The sequence below is a fragment of the Magnetospirillum sp. 15-1 genome, assembly GCF_900184795.1.
Taxonomy (GTDB): Bacteria; Pseudomonadota; Alphaproteobacteria; order Rhodospirillales; family Magnetospirillaceae; genus Phaeospirillum.
Genome location: NZ_FXXN01000028.1, coordinates 111607 through 130150, shown reverse-complemented (window position 1 = coordinate 130150; position 18544 = coordinate 111607). Strand labels below are relative to the sequence as shown.

The 18544-nt window shown below is 65.3% G+C and carries 17 protein-coding genes; 13 read left to right on the top strand and 4 right to left on the bottom strand.

Features of this window, described 5'->3' with window-relative positions:
* Genes CP958_RS21890 through CP958_RS21875 form a run of 4 tightly spaced genes read right to left on the bottom strand, consistent with a single transcriptional unit; the run spans window position 1 to window position 5989 of the window.
* Window positions 1-381, bottom strand: coding sequence for a biopolymer transporter ExbD (locus tag CP958_RS21890; RefSeq protein ID WP_096704334.1), 381 nt, complete (start codon window positions 379-381; stop codon window positions 1-3).
* Entirely contained in the window at window positions 374-799 is a 426-nt protein-coding gene (exbB, locus tag CP958_RS21885) for a TonB-system energizer ExbB (RefSeq protein WP_096704333.1), read from the bottom strand. Before exbB ends, CP958_RS21890 begins: the two co-directional genes overlap by 8 nt.
* Window positions 800-815: 16 nt before the next feature.
* Window positions 816-2531: a ShlB/FhaC/HecB family hemolysin secretion/activation protein gene (locus CP958_RS21880; RefSeq protein WP_170959073.1), complete on the bottom strand. Its 1716-nt coding sequence runs from the start codon at window positions 2529-2531 to the stop codon at window positions 816-818.
* Between the two features lie 50 nt (window positions 2532-2581).
* Window positions 2582-5989, bottom strand: a complete 3408-nt coding sequence (locus CP958_RS21875; RefSeq protein WP_170959072.1) for a filamentous hemagglutinin N-terminal domain-containing protein — start codon at window positions 5987-5989, stop codon at window positions 2582-2584.
* Between the two features lie 910 nt (window positions 5990-6899).
* Here CP958_RS21875 and modA point away from each other — a divergent pair.
* From modA to kdpF, 13 genes are all read left to right on the top strand, one after another.
* On the top strand, window positions 6900-7673 hold the full coding sequence (gene modA / locus CP958_RS21870; protein ID WP_096704330.1) for a molybdate ABC transporter substrate-binding protein: 774 nt from the start codon (window positions 6900-6902) through the stop codon (window positions 7671-7673).
* A 181-nt stretch (window positions 7674-7854) separates the two neighbouring features.
* On the top strand, window positions 7855-9507 hold the full coding sequence (locus CP958_RS21865; protein ID WP_242443067.1) for an ATPase, T2SS/T4P/T4SS family: 1653 nt from the start codon (window positions 7855-7857) through the stop codon (window positions 9505-9507).
* 5 nt (window positions 9508-9512) lie between these two features.
* Complete coding sequence (locus CP958_RS21860) at window positions 9513-10733, top strand: type II secretion system F family protein (protein ID WP_096704328.1); 1221 nt, start codon at window positions 9513-9515, stop codon at window positions 10731-10733.
* Window positions 10730-11164 (top strand): type II secretion system major pseudopilin GspG, encoded by a 435-nt coding sequence (gene gspG, locus CP958_RS21855; RefSeq protein ID WP_096704327.1) that lies wholly within the window; start codon window positions 10730-10732, stop codon window positions 11162-11164. The genes CP958_RS21860 and gspG overlap by 4 nt, the downstream gene beginning before the upstream one ends.
* Before the next feature lie 17 nt (window positions 11165-11181).
* Window positions 11182-11574 carry a prepilin-type N-terminal cleavage/methylation domain-containing protein gene (locus tag CP958_RS21850; protein WP_096704326.1) on the top strand — a complete coding sequence of 131 codons (393 nt, stop codon included), beginning with the start codon at window positions 11182-11184 and terminating at the stop codon, window positions 11572-11574.
* Window positions 11574-11951, top strand: coding sequence for a hypothetical protein (locus CP958_RS21845; RefSeq protein ID WP_096704325.1), 378 nt, complete (start codon window positions 11574-11576; stop codon window positions 11949-11951). Before CP958_RS21850 ends, CP958_RS21845 begins: the two co-directional genes overlap by 1 nt.
* Window positions 11935-12579 carry a prepilin-type N-terminal cleavage/methylation domain-containing protein gene (locus CP958_RS21840; protein ID WP_277948893.1) on the top strand — a complete coding sequence of 215 codons (645 nt, stop codon included), beginning with the start codon at window positions 11935-11937 and terminating at the stop codon, window positions 12577-12579. The genes CP958_RS21845 and CP958_RS21840 overlap by 17 nt, the downstream gene beginning before the upstream one ends.
* Window positions 12537-13592, top strand: coding sequence for a PilN domain-containing protein (locus CP958_RS26555; RefSeq protein ID WP_170959070.1), 1056 nt, complete (start codon window positions 12537-12539; stop codon window positions 13590-13592). Before CP958_RS21840 ends, CP958_RS26555 begins: the two co-directional genes overlap by 43 nt.
* 435 nt (window positions 13593-14027) lie before the next feature.
* Window positions 14028-14624, top strand: a complete 597-nt coding sequence (locus tag CP958_RS27165) for a hypothetical protein (protein ID WP_242443065.1) — start codon at window positions 14028-14030, stop codon at window positions 14622-14624.
* Window positions 14624-16750, top strand: a complete 2127-nt coding sequence (gene gspD, locus CP958_RS21835; RefSeq protein ID WP_242443064.1) for a type II secretion system secretin GspD — start codon at window positions 14624-14626, stop codon at window positions 16748-16750. The genes CP958_RS27165 and gspD overlap by 1 nt, the downstream gene beginning before the upstream one ends.
* Window positions 16747-17613, top strand: a complete 867-nt coding sequence (locus CP958_RS21830; protein WP_096704322.1) for a type II secretion system protein GspK — start codon at window positions 16747-16749, stop codon at window positions 17611-17613. Before gspD ends, CP958_RS21830 begins: the two co-directional genes overlap by 4 nt.
* On the top strand, window positions 17613-18236 hold the full coding sequence (locus tag CP958_RS21825) for an A24 family peptidase (RefSeq protein WP_096704321.1): 624 nt from the start codon (window positions 17613-17615) through the stop codon (window positions 18234-18236). Before CP958_RS21830 ends, CP958_RS21825 begins: the two co-directional genes overlap by 1 nt.
* 216 nt (window positions 18237-18452) lie before the next feature.
* Complete coding sequence (gene kdpF / locus CP958_RS26115) at window positions 18453-18542, top strand: K(+)-transporting ATPase subunit F (RefSeq protein ID WP_141400612.1); 90 nt, start codon at window positions 18453-18455, stop codon at window positions 18540-18542.
* The last annotated feature ends 2 nt before the right edge of the window (window positions 18543-18544 follow it).

Sequence of the window (18544 nt, the reverse complement as noted above, 5' to 3'; positions counted from 1 at the left end):
TTACCGGCGGGTTTCGGTCTGAATGGCGACCTTGGAGAAGTTGAGGGTCTTCAGAAGGTCGGCCACGTCGATGAAGCTCTGGAACGAGATCTCGCGGTCGGCGCGGATGATGAACGAGGTCTCGGGCCCCAGTCCGGCCAACTCGCCCTTGAGGGCCGGCAGCGTGGTCGGCTTGTCGTCGAACAGGATTTCACCGTCGCGCCTGAGTTCGATGCGCCGCTCCTCCTTCTTCTCCGGCACCGTCTGCGAGGCCTGCGGCAGGTGGACCGCGATCCGGCCGGTGGCGATGAAGCTCGAGGTGGTCAGCACGATGGTCAGCAGGACGAGCATGATGTCGACGAAGGGGATGACGTTCATGCTCTCGAACGGCTTGTCATCCATTGGCGATCTCCCACCGCAGCATCAGCACCTTGGCCTTGCGCAGCAGGGTGTTGTAGAGCACCACCGCCACAAGGGCGACCACCAGACCGACGGCGGTGGCCTTCAGCGCCAGCGCCAGGCCGATCATGATCTTTCCGGTGTCCATGGCCCCGGCGTCCAGGCCGATCTGGTAGAAGGTCAGCATGATGCCCAGAACGGTGCCCAGCAGCCCCAGATAGGGGGCGTTGCTGCCCACCGAGGCGATGACGAACAGCTTTTCGCTCAACACCAGTTCCATGGACTTGATGTCCTTGAACTGCTCGATCCTGACGCCGCGGTAAAATATCGCCCGCTCCAGCGCCACGGCGACGACGACGACGTTCAGGACCAGCAGGAACCCGATGATGCCGTAATCGACGGCACCCGACAGCCACTCCATTTCTCGTATCTCCCTGTTAGAATGTCATGCCCAATTGCCCCAGCAGCTTGGTCCGGGCGTTCTTTTCCCCGACGTCCACCTGCTGACCGACCGCATGGGTCAGCAGCAGCTTTCCCACCAGGTAGCGGTTGGTGTCGTATTGGAAATTGCCGTAATAGCCGAGGCCGACATCGGTAAGCCGCGTGCCGTTCCGTTCGCTGGTGTATCCGCGATCCTGGATGTAGGCCCGGCCCATGTCGGTGAACAGGCCGACGGCGTGGTTGAAGTCGGCGATGCCGGGCAGGGTGTACTTGGCCTCCATGTTGAACAGGTAGCCGTTGTCGCCCATCACGCCCTCCACATGGGATTTGACGCCGGCCGGACCCGAGATGCTCATCTGCTCGCTGCCGTCCAGGTTCTTGCCCATCAGCGCCTTTTGCCCCTTCAGCGATCCGGTCAGCGACAATTCGTCGGTGAACGACAGGGTGGCGCCCAGCGACAGATTGAACTTGGAGTAGTCGCCGATGGTGTCGACGCCCGCCCTGTTGCTTTGGGCCTGGCCGGAATCTGGAAAGCGCAGATTGCCGAAGGTCAGCGACGACGAGACGTCGGTGCCGAGGTTGAAGCCGAACAGCGTGCCCGAGGTGGTGTTTCTCGCCGCCAGTGTTCCCGTCTCGGCCCGCTTGGACGCGGTGGTAACGTCGAACTGCTTGTCCTGCAGCCGCTTGGAGGCGGCGTTGACCGATATCCACAGGCTCTCGGCGCTGGTCCGGATCAGCGGATAGGACAGCGTCCCCTCCCAGACGGTGGCGATGCCGGTCGCCTCCAGGTCATGGTAGATATCGCCCAGCTTGTAGGTGGTGCGCGACGCCGCCAGTTCCAGGCGCAGCCCGCTGTAGCTCAGCGGGAAGGCATAGGCGGCACGGCCGTTCTGCAGGCCGGCGGCCTTCGAGGTCATGCCGCTCAGCGACAGCTTGTCCGCCAGCCCCAGGGGGGCGTTGAGGTCCACTCCGGCGGAAAGGCGGTCGCGGCCGGTATAGCGCGAGCCGAAATTGTCGCCCAGCACGTATCCCGTCAGCCGGCTGGTCGGATCGGTCTTGATCATGAAGTCCGAGGTTCCCGGCGTGGCCCCGGCGGCGGTGGCGACGGTGGGCATCTGGGCGCCGGGCATGTCGGAGACCAGCAGCATGGCCCGTTCCAGCCCGTCCTTGGAGATGGGCTGCCCTTCCTCGACGATTGCGTCGAAGGTGCCTTCCACCAGGAAATCGTGAATTGCCGAGGAGTTGTCGTGGGACGTCTTGCCATAGCGTCCGATCACCACCCTGATGGACAGCACCCCCGCCCCGGCATCCTGCCGGGGGACGTAGGCCTTGGCCATCATGAAGCCCTTGCCGCGATAATGGTTGGTGACCTTGGCGGCCGCCTCGTAGACCTCGGACAGGCTCAGGTCCCGGTTGCGGTACGGCTCCAGCAGCGCCCGCACCTCGGCCTCGTCGGTCGGGTCGGCGCCCTCGAGGTGGAAGTCGCGGACGAAGACGGTGCCGCCGTCGGGCAAGGCGAACGGCGCCTCCTCCTCCTGGGGCAGGACCGGCACCGGCGCCGGCTTATCCACCGGCGCCTTGGGCTTTTCCGCCTCGTGCAAGGCGGTTCCGGCGTTGTAGCCGGGAGTCGCTCCCGCCGCCAGGGCGGGGGAGGCCGCCATGGAGACGGCGGACAGCGCCACGGCGGCGCCGGCGAAGGCGGTGATTCTCATGATCGAAATTCCGTTATGAAGAGGAGGCCTGGGCTGGATGGCGGCCGCGGTCATTTCCGATTGCCGGAAGCTTCGCCCTCGTCGAGGTTGAAGCGGACGCCGTCGACCTCGACGCTCTTGATGTTGACCGAGTAGCTCGATGAACTGTCGGCCGCGATCTTGTCGTCCACCGACGACCGGCGACTGGCCGGCCCGCCGGCGGCACCGGTGACCTCGGCCGCCGTGGTCGGCGCCTTGCCGATATTAGCGGCCACCAGCGCGTTCGCCTGCTGGGTGGCGTCGCTCCGCTTCTGCCTATCGGCCAGGACTTGGTTGATGGTGCCATCGAGATAATATTGAACGTCGCTGAATTGCTCGGAGGTCAGGCCTCCGCCCCCAACCACCACGCCGGCGCTGTTTCCCGTGGGGACAAAGCCGCTGGCGACGCCCAGGCCGCTATTGAGGGTGCTGTTGAAATAACTTTCGACGATGCGGCCGCTGTTGAAGTTGGTGCCGGCAATCCCGCCCGTCACCCCGCTCGGCCCTCTCACGACACCCTTGAAATCGGAATGATCGATGGTTCCCGAGTTGGAGCCGACCAGCCCGCCGGTCCAGGTTTGGGCGCCGGCGCCCGTTACGGAGCCGCTTGCATGTGAATTGGTGATCGTGCCGGTGTTGGCTCCGGCCAGCCCGCCGACTTGGTTGCCGGCACCGACGACATTGCCGCTGGCCCAGGAATTGGTGGTGGTGCCGGCGTTGTTTCCGACCAGTCCGCCGACCGAGAGGAAGCCGCTCACATTTCCCGTGGCGTAGGAGTTCGAGATGGTGGTCCGGCTGGAGGTCATTCCGATCAAGCCGCCTGCCGACGAACCGGCCGAGGCCCCCGTCACATTGACGTTGGCATAGGACGTATCGATGACAGCGGCGCTGGAGGCGGTGATGGCCCCAATCAGACCGCCGGCGGCTGTTCCTTGGCTGTCGGCATATTTTACCGTACCGGCCGCGTGGGAGTTGGTGACCCTGAGCGTGCCGCTGCCCAAGGTTGCGGATCCGATCAGGCCGCCGATACCCGGGTATGACAGTTGGGTATCGGTTGTTCCCTGGGAACCTACAACATTGACCGAAGCATAAGAGTTGTTAATTGTATAATTTGCGGTCGTTGCGGTAATGCTTCCAATCAGACCGCCCAGGTTTGAGAAGCCAGTTATATCGCCGCTGGTATATGAATTCTCGATATACTGCGGAATTGTGCTGCTTGCCGAGCTTCCAATTAATCCGCCGTTATTATAGGCATATGTAACATTTGCCGTAACGCTGTTCCCGGCGGAGTCTGTCGCGCCTTTGACGGAGCCGGTCGTATGGTAGGAATTGTAGATGCTCGTATTGCCGGCCGTCCCGATCAGGCCGCCGGCCCCGCCGGCGGTGGACCATACGTTTCCGGATGAATAGGAGCGGTAGAACGCCAGATTGGTCCCCGCTCCGACCAGGCCGCCGACCCCTTTGCCGTATACGTTGGCTTCGGAGAAGCTGTCGGAAATCGTAGTGGTCAACCCGGCCGCCTGCGAATTCTGACCGATCAGGCCACCGGCTTTGCTGTTCAGCCCGCCGGACACCGTGCCGGTGCTATAGGCTCCACTGATATTGGCCAGATTCTTGCCGACCAGAGCGCCGACGAAGGCGCCCGAGGCGCTGGTGCTGACCTGCGCGTTCACCAGCCCGACGTCGCGGATAAGGCTTCCCGTCGTCGTCTGGCCGATGAGGCCGACGGCCGCTCCGCCGGTCGAAGAACTGATGGTCAGATTGCTGATGGTGTGTCCCAACCCCGCCAGCGTCCCGTCCAGGGTGGCGCGTACGGTGTTGGAATAGGTGGTGCCGGAGGCCTCCAGGTCCTGCGCCAGCGCATACGTCTTCGTCGCGCTCGTGGCGGTTGCCAGGTCGGCCATGCTGTGAATCAGCGTGTAGGTCTTGCCGTTGATGTTCAGTGAGGAACTGCCGCCGCTCAAGGTCACGCTGCCGTAGACGCCACCGCTGGTGTCCTGCTTGGCGACCGGATTGCCGTTGGCGTCCAGGGTGGTTCCGGCATAGCTGGCCTTGGTGCGGATGACATAGTCGCTGCCGCTGGCCGGGGTGGTGACGGTGGTGCCGTTCCAGCCGCCGTAATTGATCGCCAGGGCGGCGTTGGCGCCCGTCAGGGCGATGGCGGCGTTGATGTTGACGTTGCCGCCGGCGTTCAGCGTCAGCCCGGCATTGGCGCTGTCGGCGGTGATGGCCTTGTTGACGTTGATGGCGTTGGTGGCGGTCAGTGTCAGTACGCTGTCGGTGGTCCAGTTCACCGCGTCGTTGACGTCGATGTTGCCGCCACTGCCGGAACCGTTGGTCGAGGCGATGGTGACGGTGCCGTTGCTCGCCAGCCGGGCCTTCAGGGCGGCGCCGGTGATGTCGCCGCCGCTGGCCGCGATGGTGTAGCCGTCCGGGTCGATCAGCCAGGTTCCGCCCTTGCCCGTGGCGGCCAGGGTGGTGATGACGGCGCTGTCGGCGATCTTCACCTTGCTTCCGCTGGTTTCGATGAAGCCGCCGTCGCCGGCAATCGGCGCCGAGGCGTCCAGCGTCCCGGCGACATTGGCGGTGCCGCCATGGGCATAAAGCTGAATGGAGCCCTTGAGGTCGTCGATGGTGCGGGCCTGGATCAGGCCGTCGTTGTTGACCTGGGCCGCCAAAAGCTCGTCGGCGGCCTTGGCGGTCAGGATCACCGTGCCGCCATCGGCGTAGATGGCCTGCCGGTTCTCGACCAGGGCGTTCAGCGTGCCCTCGTCGACGCTGACGCTGACCAGCGAATCGCCGTTGAAGTTGAGGGTGACCTTGCTGCCGCCGCCCAGCGTCACCGTACCCTTGGTCGCGGAGATCACCCCCTGGTTGGATACGGTCTTGCCCAGCAGGGCCACATAGCCGCCCGACGTGACGGTGATGGTGCCGAGATTGGTGACCTCGCCCGTGCCGCCCGTACTCTGGAAGACGTTCCGGCCGGCATTGAAGTCCTCGTCCCGGATGTTCAGCGTGCTGGCCACCAAGCCGGCGGTGTTGACGCTGGCCCCCTTGCCGATCAGCACTCCCGCCGAATTGACCAGATAGACCTTGCCGTTGGCGTTGAGCGCGCCGTCGATGATGCTCTTCTCGTTGCCGATCACCCGGTTCAGCGTCACCGAGGATGACGAGGGCTGATGGAAGTTCACCGTCTCGGGGGCGGCGATGCTGAAGCTCTGCCAGTTGATGATCGCCCGGCCGGTCGACTGGTTGATGTCGGTGGTGTTGCCAGACTGAGTGATGGTCGCCGCGCCGCTGACCACCGTTCCCCCCTGCGGCGCCGCCTGGGCCGGCGGCGAGAAGACCAGCAGGGCCGCCGCCGCCGTCATGGTCAGGGGCAGGCGATCGCGGAGGGAACTCTTGAGGGCCCTATGCCGGCGAGGGGGGCTGTACATCATGTCCATTGCCTTTCCGTCATCAAGTAAGGGGGCGTCCGCTTCGATGCCCGCGTCGGCTGGCCGGTACCAAGGGAGCCGAGATCGTTGGCCGCCCTATGGTGTTAGGACCTTCGTTATATAATGAAACAACATAACGAAGGATTCATAGATCGTATGCACTCGTTGCAGCAAGAACTTTTCTCGTGTCCTAAAGTTATATGAATGTTGTTGCGGTGAAAGTCTAAAACTTATTGTGGGCTGTATTGAGGTAAGTCGATGCTTTCTGTGTTATGTCGACTTTATCTGCCTGTTATATTTGCTTAGTCATGTGTATGTAATTTAGCTTTCGGGCGTGCATCCGATAATGGTGGGGATGGCAATGATTGGTTGCGACAACTTCCGCAGGACGGATTGATTATTTGTGGCTATCCATGAATTAAGATAAGTATTGCTTGGTTTGAGTAAGGTCAAATGTTGTAAATCATAAGGAAAATGCGTATGTGGCATTTTGTCGCGGGACGGGATGCGCGATGTATGCCTTAATAGGCTGAAGTGCTGCGGTCACTACATTTGGCATTCTATTATGTCTTGTGTGGATCGCATGCGGCAATTTATCAATTGATTCGCATTATTGTGTGATGTTTCTTGTGTTTGATCTAATTAATTCTTGTGTCGCCGGGTAGTGCTTGTCGTGCGTTATATCAATATTGATATTTAAAAAATTTAGCTGTGCCATAATTTTATTCATATGGATCAGTGAGGTGGTCACGGGTGTCGACTGATAAATATATTTTTGATTATTGATAATTGAGAGGGGTGCTGTTTTTGCCTGTATGGGGCGGTGTGATGGCGGCGGGGTTTATTTTTTTGATCATTTGATCGGAGTTGCCGGTCTGGATCAGCCTGTATTCAACTTGGATAGGAGAGGGTTATGTTCATTGGTAAGAGGGTAATTCTGGCGGCGATCTTGGCCGTTGCGCCATTCAGTCTTCATGCGCAGACGATTACCGTCGGCGTCGCCGCGAATTTCTCGACTCCGCTCAGCGAGATCATCACGAAATTCCAGACCGCCAACCCTGGCTACTATGTGACGACGACATCCAAGTCGACCGGACAGTTGCAGGCGGATATTATAGCCGGCGGTACCTCGGGTCCGTACGATCTGTTCCTGGCGGCCAACGCCGCCTCGCCGATTTATCTTCATGACTACTACAGCAGCCTCGTGGTCGGCGACGTCTTCACCTATGCCCAGGGCTATCTCGAACTTTGGTCGAACAAGTCCGGGGTGGATATTTCCGCCGGCCTGCCGACTAACTTCACCAAGACGGTCATCGCCAACGTGCCGAATGCGCCTTACGGCGTGGCGGCCAGCCAAATCCTGGCGGCGGATCCGTATTACGTGGAGCTGCCGGATTCCCGCGTCGACCAGAAGTCGGACATTACCGCCACCTACAATTCGGTGGCCGACGGAACCTATGACTACGGCTTTGTCGCCAAGTCGCAGATTTGCCTGAACGGGTCGTTCTCCGGCGTCAGCCACCATTCCTACACGTCGGGCTACGACGCGATCATCCAGGACGGCATCAAGATCAACCGCACGGCGCGCACGTCGGGTGAGAATACCGTCCTGGCGGCGTTCGTCACCTACCTGCAGACCAGTCTGGGCGCTGGCGATACCATAACGAAATATTGCTATACGCGCTAAGGCAGAAATCTTCATCTGTATTGCATATGTTTGTTCATGTATGCACGAGGAGCGCCCATATGTTTGGGCGCTCCAAAGTGATTCTATAGTTTATATTTGTAGCAATGATCTGAGTATTGTTGAATGTCCCATGGGGGAGAGGCGGCAAATGGATGCGGCGTCGAATGACGGGGACAGACTGATGGCGCTGGTTCTCGAGCGTGGCCTGGCTCCGCCCGAGACCATGGCGCGGGCCAGACTGGTCCAGGCCGAAACCGACGAGCGCCTGGATGTGGTGCTTACCCGCCTGGGTCTGATCCCCGAGCAGACGCTGGCGGCGGCCATGGCCGATTCCCTCGGGCTGACGGTGGCGTCGGCGTCGGATTTTCCCGCCGAGGCGCTGGTGGTCGGCCGGGGGCCGAGTGCGCGCTTTCTGCGCGATTCGCGGACGGTGCCGTTGAGGCTGGCCGACGATGCGCTCGACGTGGCGGTGGTCAATCCTTTCGATCCCTATCCCGCCCGCGCGCTGTCGTTGCTGTTCGGCCGGCCTGTCCGGCCGGTGGTGGCCAAGGCCAGCGACGTCGAGGCGGTGCTGGACCGGCTTTACGCCATCGCCGACCATGAAGGGGAGGACGGGGGAGGGACGGCCGACGGAATCGATGTCGAGCGGCTGAAGGACCTTGGCAGCGACGCGCCGGTGGTCCGCGTGGTCAACGCCCTGATCGCGCGGGCGGTGGAGGCCAGGGCTTCGGATATTCATCTCGAACCGGCCGAGGACCGCATGATCGTGCGGCTCCGCATCGATGGCGCCCTGCGCGAGGACGAGGCGTTGCCCAACCATGTGAAAGCGGCGGTGGTGTCGCGCGTCAAGGTGATGTCCGGACTGGATATCGCCGAACGGCGCCTGCCCCAGGACGGGCGGTTGCGCATGGCGGTGCGCGGCCAGGAGATCGATTTCCGCGTCGCCACCTCTCCCACCATCCATGGCGAGGGAGTGGTCTTGCGCATCCTCGACCGCTCTTCGCTGTCGCTGGATTTCGACGCCCTCGGCTTCACCGCCGGGATTTTGCCGGCCTATCGGGCCATCCTGGAGCGGCCGCACGGCATCGTCCTGGTCACCGGCCCGACCGGCAGCGGCAAGACCACCACCCTTTATGCCTCGCTTGCCGCGCTCAACACGGCGGCGCGCAAGATTCTGACCATCGAGGACCCGATCGAGTACCGGCTGGCCGGAATCAGCCAGATTCAGGCCAAGCATCAGATCGGCCTGACCTTCGCCGCCGCATTGCGTTCGTTCCTGCGCCAGGACCCCGATGTGATGATGGTGGGCGAGATTCGCGACCTGGAAACCGCTCAGGTGGCGGTGCAGGCGGCGCTTACCGGTCACGCGATCCTCTCGACGCTGCATACCAACGATGCCGCCAGCGCCGTGACGCGGCTGCTCGACATGGGGGTCGAGCCCTATCTCATCACCTCGACACTCAATGCGGTGCTGGCGCAGCGTTTGGTTCGCCGCCTGTGTCCGGCGTGCCGCGAGCCGTGTCGCCCTTCGCTCCGGGCATTGCGGGCGTTGGGGCTCGGCGAGGGCGAGGCGGCCGCCGTCGACACCATGTACCGCCCGGTCGGCTGTCCCGGATGCGGCGGCGGCGGCTTTCGCGGCCGGCTGTCGGTGATGGAACTGCTGCCCATGGACGAGACCATCGCCGGGCTGGTGCTGGCCCGGAGCGAGGCCCGCGAGATCCGCAAGGCGGCCATGGGCGCCGGTATGGTGACCATGATGGCCGACGGCATGGCCAAGGCCGGCGCGGGGCTGACGACGCTTGACGAAGTGCTCCGGGTCACGCGGGAGGATTGAGGAAAATGGCCGGCTTCCGTTATCGCGCCGTAATTCCCGCCACCGGCCGGATCGCCACCGGGACGATCGAGGGCGTCTCCCGGACCGCGGTGATGCAGGCGCTGCGTCGCGACGGAATGATGCCGATCGAGGCGGAGGAATGCCGGACGAAGCCGGTGGAGCGGGCCGGCGGGCGCCGTGCTTCGGCGGCACAGCGCAAGGGGCTGGCCCACGCTCTCGGTGAGTTGGCCGTGCTGCTGGGAGCCGGACTCCCGCTTGACCGGGCCCTGTTCATTATTGTCGAGCACGTGCCGGGCGGCGTCCTGAAAACCGCCTTTTCCATCCTTCGCGACCGGGTGAAGGCGGGCGTTCCGCTGTCCGTCGCCATGACCGAGGCGAGAGGGTTCTTTCCCCCCATGGCGGCGGCTCTTGCCGAGGCGGGCGAGGCGAGCGGCAAGCTCGACGTGACGCTCGGCCGGTTGGCCGAAGCCCTCGACCGGGGCGAGGCGCTCCGCCAGACGGTGGGATCGGCCCTGATCTATCCCTGCATCCTGCTGGTCGTGGCGGTGGGGGTGATCCTGGTGATGCTGCTGGTGGTGGTGCCCCAATTCGAGGCCCTGCTGTCCGATGTGGGTGGGCGGCTGCCCTATGCCACCCTCATCCTGATGGATGCCAGCCGGGCCATTCGGGAATGGGGCCTGGCCGGTCTGGCCGCCGTTGCCGGTTCGGGGGCGCTGCTGCTGCGTTCGCTGCGCCGCCCCGGCGTGCGTGATGCCGTCGATCGCAAGATTCTGCGCGTTCCCCTGCTGGGCAAGGTGATCGTCAACGCCGAGACGGCGCGGCTGGCACGGACCCTGGGGACGCTGGTGGAGGCCGGGGTTCCGCTGCCGACCGCTCTCTCCATCGCCCACCGGGCCCTGAGCAACAGCCACATGGCCGGCGTGGTCGCCACGGTCGCCGAAGGTGTGAAGGAGGGGGGCGGCCTGTCCGCGCCGCTTGCCAGCAGCGGCATCTTTCCGCCCATCGCACTGAGCTTTCTGCGAACCGGCGAGGAAACCGCCCGGCTGGGCCTGATGCTCGGGCGGCTGGCCGACGTCCTCGACCGCGACGTCAGTACCGCGACCCAGCGCATGGTCACCGTGATGACCCCGCTGATCACCGTAATCCTCGGCCTGACGGTCGCCGGCATTATCGCGGCGATCTTCTCGGCCATTCTTGGCATCAACGACTTGGCGATCCAATCATGACCCACAGAACCGACAGATCCCGCCGCCGGCGCGAGGCGGGCTTTACCTTGCTCGAGTTGCTCGTCGTGCTGACCATCATGGGCCTGCTGGCCGCCATCGCCGGTCCGCAGGTGCTCAAATACCTCGGCTCCTCCCGGACCCAGACGGCGAAAATTCAGGTGCAGAGTATCGTCGCCAGCCTCGAGCTGTTCTATCTCGACGTCGGCCGCTATCCGACCGAAGCCGAGGGGCTCAGATCCCTGGTGGAGGCGACGCCCACCGCCAACGGCTGGAACGGGCCTTACCTGCGCAAGGCCGAGGGCCTCCGCGATCCCTGGAACGCCCCATACCTCTACCGCAATCCCGGCAAGCTCAGGGCCATCGATGTCTTGAGCTTCGGCTCCGATGGCGCCGAGGGCGGAACCGGCGAAGCGCAGGATGTGGGCAACTAGCGAAAGCGGATCGCGTCATGTCCCTGTTGGAAATGCTGGTCGCACTCGCCATTGCCGGCCTGATCGGCTCGGTGGCCTATCCGCGGCTGGAGCGGGCAGGACAGATCATGGCCCTGCGCCAGAGCGCCGATACCCTGATCCACGATCTGCGGCTGTCGCGGGCGGCGGCTCTGCGGCGCGGCATGGCCGTCTCCGTCCTGCCGGCCGGCGGTGGCCGCGGCTATATCCTGCCCGGCGGCGTGGTGCGCGAAATGCCGGACGGAGTGTGGTTGGAGCCGGGGGCGGGCGGCCTACGCTTCTTCCGGGATGGAACGGCGGCGGGAGACGGATTCGTGATCGCTATCGCCGGCCGGCGCGTGGGAGTGCTGGCCGAGCCGGGCACCGGTACCATCATCCGGGTGGAGCCGTGATGCGCCGCCGTCAGGCGGGCTTCGCCGTTCTCGACGCCATGGTGGCCGTCGCGGTGGTGGCCGGCACCTTGGGGGCGATGCTCGATGTCCTGGCCGACGGTGCCGGGCGGTCGCGGATGACCGAGGCCCGGCGGCTGGGGTTGCTGGTGGCGCAGTCCCGGCTTGCCGCCGTCGGTACGGAAGTTCCGCTCAGGGCCGGAGCCGTGTCGGGGGTGGACGGGGATTTCGCCTGGAGTGTGGGAATAGGACCCTATCGCGTCGGCGCCGCCCGAAGCGATGCCGGCGACCTGCTGCTGGTGACCGTGCTGGTTCGCCCCCGGACCGGATGGGGCAAGACTGTCGAGCTCAGGAGTCTGCGCCTTGCGCCTGCCGGCTGATTCGGGATTCACGCTTGTGGAATTGCTGGTGAGTCTGGCGCTCCTCGGCATGGCCGGCCTGCTGGTGGTCGCGGGGCTGGGTGGGGCGCATCGGGCCTGGGACCGTACCGGCCTGCGGGCACGCGGCGCCGAGGCGGCGGAAGGAGCCGAGACGGTGTTGCGATACCGGATGGAAGGCCTTTCTGCCAGCACGCGCCGAGATGGCGGCGCCCTCGTCACGGATTTCCAGGGGGGACCGTCCAGCGTCACGTTCCTGGCGCCGCCGGGCGACGGGCCGGGACCGGGGGCGCTGCGGCGCTATACGCTCGGGTTGGCGTCCAGCGGCGCCCTTGTTCTTTCCAGCGCGTACGAAACCGCCCGCGACCCGTCGTCGCACCGGGATGAGGTTCTGCTGCAGGGGGCGCAAAGCCTGGACATCGCCTATTTCGGTTCGGCTCCTCCCGACAATGCTCCCAGGTGGCGCGACGGATGGCAAAATCGCCCCACCCCGCCGGAGCTGATTCGCGTCCGGGTCCGCTTTCCCCCCGGCGACCGGCGATGGTGGCCGGATCTGGTCGTCCATCCCATGGCCGATGTGGATACCGAATGCGCCCTCGACAGCGGCGGCGATCGCTGCAGGGGGCGCTGATGGATATCGCCGGGCTCCTCAACGCCGATATCCGGACGGTGGGCCGCCTGATCGAGCGGGGCGTCCGCTGGTGGCTGGACGAATTGCGGGCCATGGTGCCGGAGCGCTGGCGTCCCGGCGATCCGGCGCGGGCGATCATCCGCCTGTCCGGGGACGGGTTTCACGCCGAGGACGCCACGGGCGGCCCGCTCGCCGTCGCCGAATGCGGCAAGGCCGCCCTTTGCCTGCCCAACCATGCCGGGCTGATCCGGCGTATGGACCTGCCCCTGCTGTCGGGGGCCGATTCGCGGCGGCTGATCGCCCTGGACATCGAGCGCCTGGCGCCGTTCGAGGCGGGCCAAGTCCTGTTCGATCTCTTCGTCGAAAGCCGGGATCAGGCCCGCCAGACCGTCCTGGTCGGCATACTGCCCCGAGAGGAGGCCGGGACGGCGCTTGACCGGGCGCAAGCCCTTGGCCTGACGCCTTCGGCCCTGATGCTGGCCGACGGGGACGGCCGGCCCCGTTTCGACTTCCTTCCGGCCCTGCGGGAGGGCGGGGGCGCGGCAAAAGACCGGTGGGCGGGCGGATTGCGGGCGTTGGTCGCCGCCCTGCTGCTGCTCAATCCGGTGGTGTTCGTGGTTCGCGACATGCTGTCGGTGGAAACGTTGCGGCAGCAGGTCGACGCGGCGAAACCCATGGTGCAGACGGCGGAGAAGCTGCTGGCCTCGGTCGAACGGGAGGCAGCCCGGCGCAACGAGCTGGTTCGGCGCAAGGAGGTGAACTCGCCGCTGCCGATTCTGGACGGTCTGAGCCGGTCCCTGCCCGATGACGTCTGGATCCGGCGCTTCGAATGGGATGGCGCGACGGTGCGGGTCGCCGGCTGGAATCGCGGCGATGCGGACGTGCTTGCCCTGATCGAATCCGCCCCGTTGCTGACCGATGCGCGGCCGGTTGTTGCCGCCGCCATCCAGACGCCGTCGCGCGCCAAGCCTTTCGAGATCACCGCCCGGCGCAAGCCGGTGGAGCGGCCATGAAGGCGATGACGCATCGGGAGCGCCGCGTGGTCGCCCTTGCCCTCCTGGTCGCCGCCGTCGTCCTGGTTTGGGTGGCGGTGATCGATCCGGTGGTCGGTGGCGCCCTTCGTCGGGACGACGAGAGGCAGGCCCTGTCGGCCCGGATCGAGCGTGACCGGCGGCTCGTCGACGCACTTCCCGCCTTGCGGACTCAGGCGTCGATCCAGGCTGGGAGCGCCGGAAGATACGCGCTGCGCGCCTCGACGGCCGCCCTGGCCGCCGAAGCCCTGAAAGACCGGGTGGCCGGCACGGTAAATGGAGAAGGTGGAGCAGTGAAAGCCATACAGGGAACGGATGACGGTGTTCCGGAGCATTGGGTTCGGGTCAGAACGGATCTCCGCCTGACCCACGAGCAACTCTATCGCAGTTTGCGCCGCCTTGAGAGCGAGGAACCATATGTTGTCGTCGACTTTCTTTCCATTGTCGCGGATCGTCCGGCGGATACTGGGGAATTGGAACCGCTCGACGCCACGCTCGTGGTTTCCGCTTTCACTCAGCCGGCCGACGGCGATCCGTCTCGGCCGCCATCGCCCCCTGCTGCTGTCGAGCGCGGTGTTGCTCGCCCTTGTCGCCGTCCAGATGGCTGCTCCCGGCCAGACCGAGCCGCCTTCCGGCCGTCGCGGCCCGCCGGCCGGGAGGGAGCAGCCGGTGTTCCCCATGGCGGAATGGCCGGCGATCACGGCGCGGCCGCTGTTCACCCCCAGCCGCCGCCCCGCGCCACCGCGCGCTTCCGAGGGGTCCAGCCTCGACGGCTATGCGGTGCTGGGGATCGGCCTCATGGAATCCCAGGCAACGGCGGTGGTCCGGACGCCGGCCGGAAAGCCGGTGCGGCTGCTGTCGGGGCAGAGGCTGGAAGGTTGGACGCTGGCCGGGATCGAGCCCAAGACTCTGGTGTTCGAGAAGGATGGCGTCAGCCGGACGCTGTCGCTCGATGCGAAACGGCTCCGCACGGTCCCCGCTCCGGCCGGCGGGCGGCCCAAGGGGGCTCCGTGATGGCGTCGGTGCTCCGCCGGCTGGGGCGGCTCGGTGGCTTTTGCCTTCTGGTCCTGATGGTCGTGGGGTGTTCTTCTTCCCGCTTCGAGGCGCGTCAGGTGCCGCCGCCCGCCAAAGCCCCGGCCGTGGCGGCGGCGGAGGCGCCCTTGGCCGAAATGCCGGCGGTGGCCGCTCCCGCCGCATCGCCGCCGCGGGTCGAAACCGTGCTGGGCAACCAGCGCTTCGTCGCACCGTCGCGGTCCCATGGCGCCGCGACGGGGACGTCCGACGGGCGGGTCTCTCTCAATTTCGTCAGCGTCGACGTCCGGGATGTGGCGAAGGCCGTCCTCGGGGATATCCTCGGCCTCAAATACGTCGTCGAGGCCAATGCCACCGGCAACGTCACGGTCGAGACCGCCCAGCCGATCGGTCGGGACGAGGTGCTGCCCACGCTGGAAACCAGCCTCAAATCCGCCGGGCTGGGGCTGATCCGGCGTGACCAGGGCTATGCCATCGTGCCGTTGGCCGAAGCCAGCCGTCAGCCAGCCCTGGTGGGGCGGGAAACCGTAGGCTACGGAACCGAGGCGGTGACCCTGCGTTACGTCAACGCCACGGCACTGAAGAAGCTGTTCGACCCGATGGTGCCGGAACGTTCCATCCAGGCCGATCCGTCGCGCAACGTTCTGCTGGTGACCGGATCGTCCACCGAGCGGGTTTCCCTGCGGGCGATGGTCGAGCAGTTCGACGTGGACTGGTTGGCCGGAATGTCGTTTTCGCTGATCACCTTGCAGCGCGCCGATGCTCGCCGTCTGACCGAGGAGTTGAACCAGATCGTCAATTCCGAGGGATCGCCATCCGCCGGGCTGGTCCGGCTGGTTCCGCTGACCCGGTTGAACGCCATCGTCGTCATTTCACCTCAGCCCCGCTACATCGACGACGTTCGCTATTGGGCGGAGGAGTTGGATCGCGAAGGCGAAGGCGGCGAACGCCGCCTGTTCGTATACCGGGTCCAAAGCGGCCGGGCCTCCAATCTGGCCAATGTGCTGTCCGGCCTGTTCGGCGGCGCCGCCGGCAATCAGGCCGCAGCTTCCACGGCAATGAGCTCGTCCATGGCCGCCGGGGGCTCCGTCGTGGGAACGACGGGAACGCGGAATACCGGCAGCGCCTTTCCGCAAGCCGCGGCCGTTCCCCAGCGCGACCCGGCGCAGCAGGTCGCCGGCCAGCAATTGCGCCTGGCGGAGGGCGGGGCCTCGATTTCGGTGACCAGCGACGACACCAACAACGCCATCGTCATCTACGCGACGTCCCGCGAGTACGAGATCGTCGAAAAGGCGCTGCGCAAGCTCGACGTGATGCCTCTGCAGGTCCTGATCGAGGCGATGATCACCGAGGTGACCCTCAACGATGCCCTGCGCTATGGCGTCGAGTGGTATTTCAAGACGGGGATGAACAACTTCTCGCTGACATCGGGAACGACGAAATCTCCCAAGCAGACATTCCCCGGCTTCTCGTATCTGCTGTCCAATCAAAGCGGAATACAGGCCGTCGTGAACGCCCTTGACGACGTTACCAACGTCAATGTGGTGTCGTCGCCGCAATTGCTGGTCCTCAACAACCAGACGGCCTCGCTGCAGGTTGGCGACCAGGTGCCGATCTCCACTCAATCGTCGGTGAGCACCGTTACCTCCGGTTCACCGGTGGTCAATTCCATAGAGTATCGCGACACCGGCGTGATCTTGAAGGTGACGCCGCGGGTGAACGACAGCGGTCTGGTGCTGCTCGACATTTCCCAGGAGGTCAGCGACGTTTCCACCACGACCTCTTCCAACCTGGATTCTCCCACCATCCAGCAACGCAAGATTTCCAGTTCGGTGGCGGTGCAGGACGGCCAGACGGTGGCCCTGGGCGGCCTCATTCGCGATAATTTGAAGCGAACCAAGAGTGGCGTGCCGCTGCTCAATGACGTGCCGTTGCTCGGGCCGCTGTTCGGCACCACCGACAACACCCGCGACCGGACCGAACTGCTGGTGCTGCTCACTCCCCACGTGGTGCGCAACGCCAACGATGCCCAGGCGATCACCGACGAATTGCGCCGCAATATCCTGACCGTGACGCCGATCACGTCGGGCAAGGAGCCGGGTCGGTGAAACACCGGGCCGACGCGGGCTTCGCCCTGGTGATGGCGATGATCGCCGCCGGCCTCTTCGCCGGCCTCAGTCTTTTCGTGGTCCGGGCGAACATGGGGGATGCCGCCGTGGTTCAGGCCCGCCTGGAGAGGGCGCGCCTGGACGCGGCGGCCGATGCCGGGCTGATGATGGCGCTGCACGGCCTGGGAATGGGGGAGCGGGCCAACCGCTGGTCCATGGACGGAACGGCGCGCCAGATCCGCTTCGACGGCCTGGTGCTGACCATCGCCGTCGAGGACGAACGGGGCAAGGTCCCCATCAACAGCGCCGACGAGGATACCGTGCGCCGCCTGCTGGCGGGAGCAGGGGTTCAGGGACGGCAGCTCGACGGACTGGTCGCGGCCATCCTCGACTGGATCGATGTCGACAACAATACCCGCCTCAATGGTGCCGAGGCCGCGGCGTATGCCGCGCTGGGCGCCGAGATCGGTCCGCGCAACGGCAAGATCCGCACCATCGACGAATTGCGGCATATCCGGGGAATGACGCCGGACATCCTGGCGCGCATCGCCCCGTCGCTGACCCTGTTCTTCGGAGAGCCGGGAACGTTCAACCGGAAGACGGCGACGCCGCTCGCCGCCATGGCCATGCTGGGGGTGAGCGAGCATTCCGTCGAGGTTCTGGCTCGGGAAAGGGACAGGGCCGGCGGCGCCAAAACCGCGCTGGAGATCACCGACGATCCCTCGCCGGTCGGGCGGCCGCTCACCATCAGGGTCCAGGCCGAAAGCCCCACGGGCGGGCGCGTCGTCCACGCCACCGTCGCCCAACTGACCGGCAACCGGGCGCGACCCTTCCGGGTGCGCGCCCACCGGCAGGAGATGTGATGACGACGCTGTCGACTTCCGTCCTGCTGGCCGTCTCGTCGGGTTTCGGCATGGCCGTCGCCCCGGTCGTCCAATATCTGGGAGACGGCAAGCGGCGGCCGTGGCTGCTGCCTGTGGCGGCTTGCGGGCAGACCGGCCTCGGCCTGTGGTCGGCGGCGGTGGTTCCCGCGCCGTGGCTGCCGGCCACCCTTCTGCTGGCCTGGGTGCTGCTTTCCCTCGCCCTGGTCGACCAGATCGATCTGCGCCTGCCCGATGCGCTGACCCTGCCCCTGGCCGGAGCGGGGCTGGTTTTCTCGTCGGGAACGGCGGAGATGCTGGCGCATGGATTGGGCGGCCTGATCGGTTATGGCGCCCTGTCCGCCCTGGCGGCCGGCTATCGCGTCTGGCGCGGGCGCGACGGAATCGGCCAAGGCGACGCCAAGCTCATCGCCGCCGCCGGGGCCTGGATGGGATGGGAGGCGCTGCCGTCGGTCGTCGTCCTCGCCTCGGCGACCGCATTGTCCGTGGTCGCCGCAAGCCGGCTGTTCTTAGGGGGGCCGTCCGCCCATGACCCCATTCCGTTCGGCCCCCCCTTGTGCTTCGCCATCTGGATGGTGTGGCTTTACGGGCCGCTCCTCGCCTGACCGCGCCGAGGCACGGGCGGTGCGGGCATTTACGCGTTCTTTATGCACTCCCGCTTGGAACCTTAATGCGCAATGGGCGTAGGGTTGTCATCACCTGAAATTTCAACTGGAGAGCAGCGATGCTCGACATGGTGCTCGTCGCCGCCGTGCTTGCCTTCTTTGCCCTGGGCGCACTGTTCGTCCATGCCTGCGAGCGTGTCTGAAGGAGGGGAATTCATGACTCTCGATCTGATCCTTGGGGGTGTCACCGTGGCGGGCCTCGCGGTCTACCTGGTCTACGCCCTCATCCGTCCCGAACGGTTCTAGGA

Bases quoted from the DNA above. Each gene is read 5' to 3' on its own strand.
- CP958_RS21890 (WP_096704334.1), bottom strand. From the start codon at position 381: ATGGATGACAAGCCGTTCGAGAGCATGAACGTCATCCCCTTCGTCGAC.
- exbB (WP_096704333.1), bottom strand. From the start codon at position 799: ATGGAGTGGCTGTCGGGTGCCGTCGATTACGGCATCATCGGGTTCCTG.
- CP958_RS21880 (WP_170959073.1), bottom strand. From the start codon at position 2,531: ATGAGAATCACCGCCTTCGCCGGCGCCGCCGTGGCGCTGTCCGCCGTC.
- CP958_RS21875 (WP_170959072.1), bottom strand. From the start codon at position 5,989: ATGATGTACAGCCCCCCTCGCCGGCATAGGGCCCTCAAGAGTTCCCTC.
- modA (WP_096704330.1), top strand. From the start codon at position 6,900: ATGTTCATTGGTAAGAGGGTAATTCTGGCGGCGATCTTGGCCGTTGCG.
- CP958_RS21865 (WP_242443067.1), top strand. From the start codon at position 7,855: ATGGCGCTGGTTCTCGAGCGTGGCCTGGCTCCGCCCGAGACCATGGCG.
- CP958_RS21860 (WP_096704328.1), top strand. From the start codon at position 9,513: ATGGCCGGCTTCCGTTATCGCGCCGTAATTCCCGCCACCGGCCGGATC.
- gspG (WP_096704327.1), top strand. From the start codon at position 10,730: ATGACCCACAGAACCGACAGATCCCGCCGCCGGCGCGAGGCGGGCTTT.
- CP958_RS21850 (WP_096704326.1), top strand. From the start codon at position 11,182: ATGTCCCTGTTGGAAATGCTGGTCGCACTCGCCATTGCCGGCCTGATC.
- CP958_RS21845 (WP_096704325.1), top strand. From the start codon at position 11,574: ATGCGCCGCCGTCAGGCGGGCTTCGCCGTTCTCGACGCCATGGTGGCC.
- CP958_RS26555 (WP_170959070.1), top strand. From the start codon at position 12,537: ATGCGCCCTCGACAGCGGCGGCGATCGCTGCAGGGGGCGCTGATGGAT.
- CP958_RS27165 (WP_242443065.1), top strand. From the start codon at position 14,028: ATGTTGTCGTCGACTTTCTTTCCATTGTCGCGGATCGTCCGGCGGATA.
- gspD (WP_242443064.1), top strand. From the start codon at position 14,624: ATGGCGTCGGTGCTCCGCCGGCTGGGGCGGCTCGGTGGCTTTTGCCTT.
- CP958_RS21825 (WP_096704321.1), top strand. From the start codon at position 17,613: ATGACGACGCTGTCGACTTCCGTCCTGCTGGCCGTCTCGTCGGGTTTC.
- kdpF (WP_141400612.1), top strand. From the start codon at position 18,453: ATGACTCTCGATCTGATCCTTGGGGGTGTCACCGTGGCGGGCCTCGCG.